The 11,512-nt window shown below is 35.2% G+C and carries 12 protein-coding genes; 2 read left to right on the top strand and 10 right to left on the bottom strand.

Features of this window, described 5'->3' with window-relative positions; translation table 11 throughout:
• Nucleotides 1-10: 10 nt before the first annotated feature.
• The 10 genes from RU96_RS07775 to RU96_RS07730 form a co-directional block, all read right to left on the bottom strand.
• Nucleotides 11-1,318: an ABC transporter substrate-binding protein gene (locus tag RU96_RS07775; protein ID WP_071864973.1), complete on the bottom strand. Its 1,308-nt coding sequence runs from the start codon at nt 1,316-1,318 to the stop codon at nt 11-13.
• A 485-nt stretch (nt 1,319-1,803) separates the two neighbouring features.
• On the bottom strand, nt 1,804-2,760 hold the full coding sequence (locus RU96_RS07770; protein ID WP_071864972.1) for a LacI family DNA-binding transcriptional regulator: 957 nt from the start codon (nt 2,758-2,760) through the stop codon (nt 1,804-1,806).
• A gap of 114 nt (nt 2,761-2,874) precedes the next feature.
• Entirely contained in the window at nt 2,875-3,270 is a 396-nt protein-coding gene (locus tag RU96_RS07765; protein ID WP_071864971.1) for a rhodanese-like domain-containing protein, read from the bottom strand.
• A 15-nt stretch (nt 3,271-3,285) separates the two neighbouring features.
• Complete coding sequence (locus tag RU96_RS07760; RefSeq protein ID WP_071864970.1) at nt 3,286-4,251, bottom strand: ROK family glucokinase; 966 nt, start codon at nt 4,249-4,251, stop codon at nt 3,286-3,288.
• 6 nt (nt 4,252-4,257) lie between these two features.
• On the bottom strand, nt 4,258-4,464 hold the full coding sequence (locus RU96_RS07755; protein ID WP_071864969.1) for a YqgQ family protein: 207 nt from the start codon (nt 4,462-4,464) through the stop codon (nt 4,258-4,260).
• Between the two features lie 20 nt (nt 4,465-4,484).
• The gene (locus tag RU96_RS07750; RefSeq protein ID WP_071864968.1) at nt 4,485-5,180 is read right to left on the bottom strand and encodes a rhomboid family intramembrane serine protease; all 696 of its coding nucleotides are present in this window, start codon (nt 5,178-5,180) and stop codon (nt 4,485-4,487) included.
• The gene (locus RU96_RS07745; RefSeq protein WP_071864967.1) at nt 5,173-5,736 is read right to left on the bottom strand and encodes a 5-formyltetrahydrofolate cyclo-ligase; all 564 of its coding nucleotides are present in this window, start codon (nt 5,734-5,736) and stop codon (nt 5,173-5,175) included. The genes RU96_RS07750 and RU96_RS07745 overlap by 8 nt, the downstream gene beginning before the upstream one ends.
• A 226-nt stretch (nt 5,737-5,962) precedes the next feature.
• Nucleotides 5,963-6,952: a FecCD family ABC transporter permease gene (locus tag RU96_RS07740; RefSeq protein ID WP_071864966.1), complete on the bottom strand. Its 990-nt coding sequence runs from the start codon at nt 6,950-6,952 to the stop codon at nt 5,963-5,965.
• Nucleotides 6,953-6,954: 2 nt separating this feature from the next.
• Nucleotides 6,955-7,938 carry a FecCD family ABC transporter permease gene (locus tag RU96_RS07735; RefSeq protein ID WP_071864965.1) on the bottom strand — a complete coding sequence of 328 codons (984 nt, stop codon included), beginning with the start codon at nt 7,936-7,938 and terminating at the stop codon, nt 6,955-6,957.
• A complete protein-coding gene (locus RU96_RS07730; RefSeq protein WP_071864964.1) occupies nt 7,928-8,728 on the bottom strand; it encodes an ABC transporter ATP-binding protein in 801 nt (266 codons plus the stop codon). Before RU96_RS07730 ends, RU96_RS07735 begins: the two co-directional genes overlap by 11 nt.
• Nucleotides 8,729-8,932: 204 nt before the next feature.
• Between RU96_RS07730 and RU96_RS07725 the strand changes: the two genes are divergently transcribed.
• Together RU96_RS07725 and RU96_RS07720 are read left to right on the top strand one after the other, a co-directional pair.
• A complete protein-coding gene (locus tag RU96_RS07725; RefSeq protein ID WP_071864963.1) occupies nt 8,933-9,862 on the top strand; it encodes an ABC transporter substrate-binding protein in 930 nt (309 codons plus the stop codon).
• A 353-nt stretch (nt 9,863-10,215) separates the two neighbouring features.
• Nucleotides 10,216-11,235 carry an AI-2E family transporter gene (locus tag RU96_RS07720; RefSeq protein WP_071864962.1) on the top strand — a complete coding sequence of 340 codons (1,020 nt, stop codon included), beginning with the start codon at nt 10,216-10,218 and terminating at the stop codon, nt 11,233-11,235.
• Nucleotides 11,236-11,512 lie beyond the last annotated feature (277 nt).

Here is an 11,512-nt window from a genome sequence, read left to right as displayed (position 1 = left end):
TTAAGCTTAATTATTTACGTTCGTCTGCCCATTTATCTTGTGCAGATTTCACAACTTCATCCCAAGATGCATCACCGGCAACATATTTTTGAATTTCAGCACCTAGTGTTTGTTCACCCCAGCCTGCTGGATAACCCATGAATACCCAACCAGTTGTTTTGCCATCTGTGTAATAAGTGTAAACATCTTTTGAAAGTGGATCAGAAATTTTATCAGTGTCGTAGCCTTTATACGCAGGTACAAATTTGAAGTCTTCTAAAACAATCTTCTTACCTTCATCAGAAGTATATAAATAATCTAAGAAATCTTTAGAAGCTTTAACTTCTTCATCACTTGCATTTGGATTAACACCCCAATACATTGGTACGCCAACAGGAATTGTTCCTTCTGTTACACCATCAATTGGAATTGGTAATAAACCGATATTTTTATTTGCAAGATCTTTATTAATCCCTTCAATTGTTGGATATACCCAGTTACCTTGTTGTGTCATGGCAACTTTTCCATTTGAGAATAATTGCTCAATTTGTTGTGAATAATCCAAGCTATTTGTTGGTTGAACAGAATATTTATTGCTAATATCTAGATATTTTTTAAATTGATCACCATATTTGAATTCGACTGTTTTAGATTCATACGCTTTCATTACATCGTTATCAAACTCTGCATTTAAGAAAGCATTTGATCCATGTAAACCTGTAATCCATTGTTCTTTTGCAGCTAAGGCAAACGGTGCATCAATACCTAGCTCGCTTTTTTTGCTATCTAAAGTTTTAGCAGCAGCTTCTAGGTCATCTAAAGATTTAATTGAAGAAGCATCAATACCGGCTTTTTCAAAAATTTCTTTGTTATAAAGTACGCCGTAACCTTCAATGTTGTATGGTAATCCTAAAACTTTTCCGTCTTTAGTAGCACCTGTTAACGTACCATCTAAAGCTTGTTTGGCAGCTTCTGTGTCGCTTAAATCAGTTAAGCTATCGATCCACATGTTAACATCTTCAGGTCCGCCAATATTATAGATATTTGGTTCATTACCAGATGAGAATTTTGATTTTAAGGCTGCACCATAATCTGATCCGCCACCAACCGTTTCAACATTAATTTTAATGTCTGGATTTTTTTCTTCATACTCTTTGGCTAGCTTTTCAAATTGGTCCTTGAATTCTACTTTAAACTGAAAAATATCAATTTCAGTTTGATCTGATGAACCACCACTGTTGCTACTGCTATTGTCTCCTGCATTTCCACACGCAGCAATAGTCAATGCTACACCAGATAGTAACAATCCTGCGCCCACTTTTTTCCAAAATCCCTTCATTTCTGAATCCTCCTTCGTGTTGTCCCTTATTTCTTATTACATTTCTATTATGCAATCGTTTTCTTTTTAAATCAATAGTTTATCAATTGTTACCGGTAACAAAATAAAAAATATTTTTTTCATTTTTATAAAACTCAATAAAACCAATGATATTGATAACGCAACCGATTGCTTAAAATTATAATTTTTTTGCGTAAAAAAGTAATATAACGTTTGTCGTAGCCATTTTACTTGTAAAATTGATTCACAGAATGTGACGGACTTATTCTGGGGAAAATCAGTGCCTTTCTTATTTATACAAAAAAAGATTTATGGCAAAAGTTTTGTCACAAATCTTTTTTTGATATAAACAGAAGCAGTGTTAAAAAACAAGTTCTTTTTAAATAAGCTAAAATTTAAACATTAATTTTCTTAAATTACTTTTCATTTCTTGCAGCTGAGTATTTCGATTATAATTTCTTTGATTGAAGTGATTTTTATTAAAATTATTTATCCGCACGCGTGGATTCTCGTGCCACCAACTCTGGTAAAAACCTGCGATACCCTTGCGTCTGGCCATTTTCCTCAATTTTTTTAACTAGCATTTCACCGCAAGCTTCACCCATTTTGATAATATCTTGTTTCATCGTTGTTAGTTTTGGGGAACTCACTTGATCCAAAAATACCCCATCAAACCCAATAATGCCAAAATCTTCTGGTACTTTTGCACCACAATTGATTAATCCTCTTTCAATTCCAATAGCTAAGCGATCCGAAGAGCAAATGAAACAAGTATTTTTTTCAAATGAATCCCATTGTTCTTCAATAAAGATTTCACTTTGAGTGGAACGATTGGGTAGACGAAAAATTGTAGAAGGTAATTTATTTGCTGACATAACATCTAAATAGCCTTTTTCTCGCTCTTTTGCAAAAGGTTCTGCTACGTCAATTCCAACAAAAATTATGTTTTGATATCCTACTTTTAACGCATATTTTGTCGCTGTCGCAGTTCCATAACGATTGTCGCTGTCCACAAAATCAATATCATGAGTATTTTCGCCAAATAGTATTACTGGTTTAGTTAAAGTATTTATCCAATCAAAGTCCTGCGTGCGTACACCGGTCAATATATAACCATCACAAGAACCATGGTCCACTCCATTACTAGTAACTAGTTGCAAAGAATAATGAGCTTTCCCCACAGCACGAGCAATTCCCATCAATAAATTCATATAATAGGGTTCTGTAGTATCTAATTCTTCTAAAATATACAGCTTAATAATTTGAGACCGATTTGAAACTAATGCCTTTGCCGCAATATTTGGATGATAGTTCAGTTCTTGCATTGCTTGATAGACTAGTTTTTTCAATTCAGTTGTTACTTGCTCAGGATGATTTATCACCCGCGAGACAGTCATTTTTGATACATTGGCACGTTTTGCAACATCAGATAAGGTAGCCATTTTATCTCCTTTAAATGATTACTTAATAGTAAAGCATTTTTTATTTTTAATATGTATTTATCTCTAGTTTAACAAAAAAAGCTGTAACGGAGAATGCCCCGTTACAGCTTAAAATTAATTTTTCTTTTTCACTTTACCTTCCCAGCTTTGATAGCCACCTTTAAGCAGATAAAGATTGGTATAGCCGGCTTTACGTAATTTGTTGGCAGCTCGAACAGCAATCGCACGTTTTTGATCGTAAATATAAACGGGTTGATCTTTACGAATACTGCCAATTGAGTTTTTCAAAACAGAATAAGGTATATTGCGAGCTCCTAAAATATGTCCTGCGTCAAACTCATCTTTTTCACGGACATCAATTATTTGCGCTTTACGCATTCCTTCTCGAAATGTTTCTTGATCAATTGTTGTAGCAGATTTTTTTGCCATGATGCGGATATATAATTCATTAATTCCAATTCCTAATAAAATGGCAATTAAAACAATATCAATAATAATAATGGGAGACATTTTTTGCTTTCCTTCCTATTTCACAATATCCAATGCTAGTGAAGCTGCGCCAATAACGCCCGCTTCATTGCCTAATTGGGCTAATTTAATACTTGTACTTTCTGTTACTTGTGGGAAAGTAAATTCAGCAAAGTACTTTTCAACGCGGCTACGTAAAAATTCACCCGCAGCAGAAACGCCACCACCTAAGACAATTGCAGATGGATTTAAGGTATTACCTAAATTACCACATGCTAAACCTAAATAATAGCAGACTTTATCTACGACCATTAGTGCAAAAAGATCGCCTGCTTCAGCGTATTCAAAAACATCTTTAGAAGAAATATCATAACCTTCATCTAATTGTGCTTTTAATTTAGAGTCGCCTGCATATTCTTCAGCTAAGTGACGTGCTACGCGCACAACGCCAGTGGCAGAAGAAACAGTTTCTAGACAGCCTTTTTTACCACATGTACACATAAAACCGTCAGGATCAACTGTTACGTGTCCAATTTCGCCAGCACAACCTGCTACACCATGTAACAAGTGACCTTCGGCGATAATTCCACCACCAACACCTGTTCCAAGTGTAATAAAGACTACATCAGGATTATTTTCCCCTGCACCTAGCCAACGTTCCCCAAGGGCTGCGACGTTTGCATCATTATCAATTGCAAACGGAATTTTTGTTCCTGATTCAATTTGTTCTTTGACAGGTTGTAATGTCGTCCAGTTCAAATTATAGGCACCAATTACTGTCCCTGCTTTACGATCAACACTACCAGGAGTTCCCATACCAATTCCAATAAAGTCTTCTGGTTTCATATTATATAAAGATAAATGATGATTAATTGATTCTATAATTTCTGGTACGATATGACTGCCTTCATCTAAAATGTTGGTTTCAATACTCCATTTTTGTTGGATTTCACCTTCTGCAGTTAAAATTGCAAACTTGACAGTTGTCCCTCCAAGATCAATTCCAATAATTTTTTTGTCCATGCACAATTATCCTTTCTGTCGACTTTCTTCAATACGGTGTTCGCGTTTTAATATACGCCAACAAGTCATATAAGTATCATGATCAATTAAGCGACCTTCATACAATTTTTTTAACTCAATTAACATTAATTCGATATCATAAATGCGCTTGCCAACATAAATATATATACCAAAACGCTTAAATAATTGTTGAACATCGTAAAGAGTTTCCATTTAACACACTTCCTCGCATATTATACAGGCAATCCATATTTTTTTAAACCATATAAAAGACAAATCACTAAAAGAAATCCAAAAATCACCCCAGAAATAATTCTGGTATGAATTGAAAAACGGCCATGATTTTGAGGTAATGCAACGACATTTCCTAATAAAAGCCCGCCGATGATACCACCAATATGTCCCCAAATATCAATAGAACGATCAAAGATTCCAAATAATAAACTAAGCCCCACAAAAAGAGCAAATTGTCTGACCATCCCCTGAATAGCAGGATTGTTGCGGAAATAATATCCTAATAGTAAAAATGACCCAAAAACGCCAAAAATAGCTGTGCTACTGCCAGCAGAACGAATGCCAGCATCATTAAAAGCGAAACTAACAAAGTTACCCATTACACCACTTAATAAATACAAAATGAAAAAGCGCCAATGGCCATAAATCGCTTCTACTTGTTGTCCGATAAAATATAAAACAATCGAATTTACAGCGAAATGCGTCAAGGAAAAATGGATAAAAATCGGTGTGATAAAACGCCAGTATTGATGAAGGTAAGCGACAAAAGGACCAAACATTACTCCTTTTGTTTCAATTTCTAAACTCGGAACAAACATTAGTAAATAAACTACAGTTTGGATAGCCAAAAAACTGTAAGTAACAATTGGTTGATTGAGCCAACGTTTCCATGTCAAATTCCATTCCTTATTCATAAAAAACCTCGTTTCTAAAATCGGTAATTATTTTCTTTACGGGTATATCAAATTCCGCTGGTTGCCAATCATCTCGCAGCTGCTCACTAAAAGCTAGGCCAACCGTTTGGCCTTGAAATGTTGTTAAAAAGCGATCATAATAACCGCCTCCAAATCCAATTCGATAACCTTGGCTAGAAAAAATTAATCCTGGCACAATTAATAAATCAATTTCAGACTTTTCCACTTGCTGTTGGACCAATGGCTCTTCTACGCCAAAATCAGAAAGTAAGTATTGCGTCTTTTCGTCCACAGGATGAAAAGTTAATAAACGGTCTTGCGGTGCTTTTGGGACTACTACTTTTTTTCCTTCCATAAACGCCCTTTGAAAAATAGGTTGAGTATCTAATTCAATTCCCGTAGCACGAATAACACCAACACAACTTGCTTCACGCCATATTTTACTAGAAAATAATAGGCGCAGGATAATGGCTTCTTTATTTTGTTTTTTTTGTTTATCGGTGGCCAGTTCTTGCAAAATTGCAATTCCTTTTTTGCGCAATGCTTTTTTATCCAAACGAATCGCTCCTTTATTTGGAAATCTTTTACATGAAGATTAGATCAGTAGCTAAATTGTTCTGATCTACAGCAAAGACTCTTACTTGCATGGTATCGAAAAAGACACAAAATAGCAAACCTTGCTTTAAGAGGATCTTTTTGCGTTTATTTTAACCAAATAGACAAGAAGAAAGTTAATAATACTTACCTCTTGTCTATTGGGTTAAAAGCTAATTTGTCCTATATTATTGCATTTTGGGTTTTTGAACTAAAAGAGCTAAGAAATAAGGTGCGCCACAAATTGCGACCATCACACCAGCAGGCAACTCCCCACTTTCTAAAAGTAGTCGTCCTAATGTGTCAGCAGCTAAAACAATACAGGCCCCAATTAATAAAGTTAACGGAAAACGTTGCGTCGCGCGATCTTTTAAAAGTCTTTTAGTAAGATGAGGTGCTAGCAGACCAACAAACGCTAAATTGCCACAAAATGCGACACAACTAGCGGCTATCGCTGCGCCTAAAAATAGAAAACGTAGTCGTATTTTACGGACTTTTACCCCAATACTTAGTGCTTGTTCATCATTTAGTTGCAACAAATCCAAATAAGGCAGCTGCACCAATGTAATGGTAATTAAAATAAACAGCCAAAAAAATAAAATGAAAACATAACTCCAGTTTGCTCCCCATAAAGAACCAGCAAGCCAATTGGTTACAAAACGGTAGCGATCTGGGGCAACTTTGATCGTACCCAACAACGTTAAAGCACCAAAGCCAGCGTTTACCGCCACACCTGCTAATAGTAACTTATCGACTGCGATAAAGGGCCCTTTTTGATTGGCGATGGCATAAACCAAAAAAACAGCAACTAGCCCGCCACTTAAAGCTAATAAAGGTAATAAAAAACCATTCCCTTGTGCAAAAAAGCCTAAATAAATGAGAACAAAAAAACCAGCACCACTGTTAATACCTAAGATAGAAGCATCCGCTAAATCATTACGTGTGACACCTTGCAATAAAAAACCAGCGGCTCCTAAACCGGCCCCGCCTAATAGCGCTAAAACGGTTCGCGGTAACCTTAATTCAACAACAGTGAACTGAAGAGCCTGACTAGCCGTACCTGTCAGCAGGTTATAAATAGCCGTTATACTTATTCTGTTTTTTCCCCATAAAATACTAGCCAGAAATAAAAGAAGCAATAAAACTGTCAAACTAGTATAAACATATTTTTTCTTCATGACTAGCTCCTCCAAATCCTAAACAACAAGAAAGGAACCCCAACGATTGTAATCAAAAGGCCTAATGGTGTTTCAAATGGCGGGTTTAGTAATCGGGCTAATAAATCTGCTAAGACTACAAAAAAGCCACCACCAACAAGAACTAAAGGTAATAATTTACGATAATTATCACCCGTAAAATGACGCAAAACATGAGGAACCATCAACCCAATAAAACTAATTGGTCCCACTAATGCCACCGCAATTCCCGCCAAGAAAACTACCAGTATTAAGGTTACAAATCGAATCCGTTCAGGCTTTTTCCCTAACGCCATTGCATTATCGTCGCCTAAAATTAACAAATTGATGCCTCCAGCTAAAAACAGCAATCCCCCAACAGCAATCAAATACAACCACCAAACTTGTTGCAACTGCTGCCAAGTTATATTAGCAACCCCGCCAACAAACCAAAAAGCTATATCTTGTTGTAAATCAAATACTAGCCCCAGTGCTTGACTGATTGCAGTAAAAAGACTACTAATCGCCACACCAGCTAAAATAAGACGTGTTGGTGTTAGAGAAGCAACAGAACGTCTACTAACTAAAAAAATCAAAAAAGCAGCTAAAAAAGCGCCACCAAATGAAAACCAAATTGTTGCAGTAATAGATGCTTTAGGAACAAAAATAAAAACAAGTGCTAATCCCAGTGAAGCGCCGCTATTAATCCCTAATAAGCCTGCATCTGCCAAAGGATTTCGTGTTACCCCTTGCATCACGGCTCCACTTAACGCAAAGGCGCTACCGACTAAAAAAGCACCAATAATACGAGGCAACCGTAAATTTATAATAATTTGTTGGGATTGATTTTGACTGTCAAAGTGAAAAAATGCATTACTAATTTCTGTTAGGGAAATATCTGCTGCCCCATTTGTTAATGAAAAGAACAAAATCAAAGAGGCTAGAAAAATTAGCAAGCTCCATACTATAATAAGTCGTCTAGTCTTCATCATCTGTCACCTGTAATTCATAATTCATTAAAAGTGGCTTTTCAGTTTTAATATCCACGGTTAATTCTGCTTGAATAGAAAATAGGCGTGCTAAATTTTCAGTGGTCATTACCTTTTGCGGCGTACCACTAGCAATAATTTCCCCCTGTTTTAAACCAATTAAAATATCTGAAAAACGGGAAGCCAAATTTAAATCATGAATAGACATGACAATTGTTTTTTGATATTTTTGATTGATTTTTTGCAAAAGTTGTAAAATTTCCAATTGATGCGCTGGATCTAAAAAAGTTGTTGGTTCATCTAAAATTAAAATGTCTGTATCTTGTGCTAATGCCATCGCTAACCAAACCCGTTGTCGTTGTCCTCCTGAAAGAGCTTGTAGTGAACGATCCGCTAGTTTAGTCAAACTAGTCGCCGCTAGCGCCCAGTCAATCGCTTCTTGATCTTTTTGATCCAACTGTCGCAATCCTTTTTGATATGGAAAGCGTCCATAAGAAACCAACTCTTTAACGGTCAATTCTAGATTTTGTTCTGTATTTTGGGCCAATAGCGCAATTTGTTGGGCCACTTCTTTAGTTGGGATTGTTTCAATACTAACCCCATTTAAATTTACTACTCCTTTTTGTGGCTGCATAATCCGTGCCAACGTTTTTAACAATGTCGATTTACCGCTGCCATTTGGGCCGATTAAGCCAATTATTTTTCCCACCGGCAACTCTAAAGATAAGCCCTCAATAATAATCTGCTTTTGATAACCCACCGTTATTTCTTTTGCTTCCAAGGTAGTCATTGCACTTCTCTACTTTCATTGATAATGATTATCAATTATCGCTTTAATTTGTAGATTCGTCAATAGTAGCAAAATTGATTTCAGTTCATTGCCTTTTAAAAATATAATTGACAAAAAAATGAACTATGCTAGTATTTTTAAATGATAATGATTCTCAATTAATTAGACACCAGTTTTATTCTACATGAAAGAAAGGACGCCGTTATGAAAAAGTATCAAAAAATTACAACTAGCTTATTGTTAGTAACCAGTCTCTTTTTATTTGCCGCTTGCGGGACAAATAAAGATACTTCTACTAAAGAAGAGAGCCGTACCCTTACTGATCAACTCGATCATAAAGTTAAAGTTCCCAATCACCCCAAGAAAATTATTGGAAGTTATTTAGAAGACTACTTGGTCGCTTTAGGTGAAAAGCCTGTGGCCCAATGGACAGTGGGTGGCGGTACACATCAAGATTACCTAGATAAAGATTTAAAAGATGTTCCCCTCATTAATTACGACTTACCTTATGAAGAAGTATTGTCTTATGAGCCTGATTTATTATTAATTGAATCAAACGGTCTTGTTGAAGGCGCAAAATATGACAAATACGCTAAAATTGCCCCAACCTACGTGGTAAAAAACGGAGAAAATGTGACGTGGCAAGATAAATTAACTGATATTGCTAACGTCTTAAACAAACAAAAAGAAGGCAAAAAAGTACTTCAAGATTATGAAGCACTCGTAAAAGAAACGAAAAATGCTTATGCAGATAAAATAAAAAATAAATCTGTAGCAGTATTGTGGGTTACCAATAATTCAGCCTTTATGGTAGCAGATAATCGCTCTAGTGGTGATTTATTGTATCAACAATTAGGTTTTGAAGTACCGACTTTAACCAAAGAGATTAGTGAAAAAGCAACTTCTGACTGGTCTGCTGTTTCATTAGAAAAATTAGCTCAAATTGATTGTGATTATTTAATTTTGGTTAATAGCGATAAAGGGGCGGCAATGTTTAAAGATCCCCTTTGGCAAAACATTCCAGCAGTAAAAAATGGGAATCTCTGGGAATTTGGTCCCGAAAAAAGTTGGCTATACAATGGTCCCATCGCTTACCAAGAAATGATTGAAGATGTAAAATCACATTTGAAATAAACGCAAAAGATAACGGACACTTGCTTTAATAAGCAGGTGTCCTATTTATTAACTTGCTTTTAATCCCACTATAAAACAGCTCAAATTTAAGGGATAAACACTTTTAAATTTAGCCACGCTACCAATTATAGTTAAATCAAATGCCATTGATTGCCTTAGTAGCTACCCATAACAAAAAATACCATAAAAAATTTTAGTACATTTCTTAACAGTACTTTCATGAATGCGCATATGTCACACTCCTGTTATACTTATTTTAAGCTAACAATTTTGTTCGTTTAATAGTAATTAATACGTTTGCCCGCAAAATAACGCTATACTAAAGAAAAATTCATCAAAATGGGGTGTGCTTTTTGAAACTTTATGAAAATTTTATCGCCAATTTAAAGCTAAGGCGTTACGTAGTACTTTTAAGCATTGTATTTTTATTGTACTTGGCACGTAGTTTGATGACTCCTATCTTACTGACGTTTATTTTTACTTATTTAGCAGTTCATTTTGTCCATCTCGTTCAACGATTTGTAGAGCTAAGACCTTTTATTATAGTTCTTATTCTTTACGGTGGCTTATTACTACTCTTATACATCGCAATGACCAAGTACATTCCGATTTTATTCCATCAAACGTGGAATTTAGTCGAAACAGTCATTGATTTTTATGATAATCAACCAACAAGCTCTAACCAAGTCATTAATTGGATATTAAAATACGTCCAACGCAGCGAATTTCTCGACCAACTAAAAGGTGGTGCAAGTTTTATTATCGGCTACCTCCACGATTTTGGTAATTTAGCAGTTTCGCTTGCATTATCTTTTTTACTTAGCTTCTTTTTTACTGTTGAATTGAAAAAAGTCAAAGACTTCTCCAAATTATTTTTAACGAGTGATTTTGGTTGGTATTTCCAAGACGTATTTTATTTTGCTCAAAAATTTATTAATACTTTTGGCGTTGTTTTAGAAGCTCAATTTTTCATCGCCATTGTCAATACAGTCATCACCCTCATCTGCTTAGCGATTATGAATTTTCATCAACTGCCAAGTTTAGGTTTAATGGTATTTTTATTTAGTCTTATTCCTGTTGCCGGTGCAATTATTTCCAGTATCCCATTATCATTTATTGCCTATTCGCAAGGTGGAATGTGGGATTTACTTTTCATTTTAATTATGATTCTTGGCATTCATATTTTGGAAGCATACGTTTTAAATCCTAAATTTATGTCAAGCCGCACAGAATTACCGATCTTTTATACTTTTGTCATTCTACTTCTCTCAGAACGATTATTTGGCATTTGGGGGCTTATTGTGGGCATTCCTATTTTTACTTTTTTCTTAGATGTAATGAAAGTAAAAAAAATCCCCCATTCAAAAGAATAGGCAGACCCTTTTTAAATATTCTAAATAAAAAAACTAGCACAAAAGCTATTAACGCGCTAAAACTTACTTTTAAATTACACATAAACTTTTCAGATTAGTTTTTATAGCTACACAAAAAAATTATTTCTAATCACCCAGTCACCTGCGAAATCAGGTGGCTTTTTTGTACCTTCAAAAGAAAAGGATGTTTACTACGACTGAAAAGTTTTTTAGTATCGCAAAGATTTTTTTCCTAAAAGACGTTTTTCGCGAGAAAAAAACACACGGTTTTCTTATC

The sequence above is a fragment of the Enterococcus canintestini genome (genome assembly GCF_001885735.1).
Classification (GTDB): Bacteria; Bacillota; Bacilli; order Lactobacillales; family Enterococcaceae; genus Enterococcus_C; species Enterococcus_C canintestini.
This window is presented reverse-complemented; position numbering and strand designations above follow the sequence as displayed.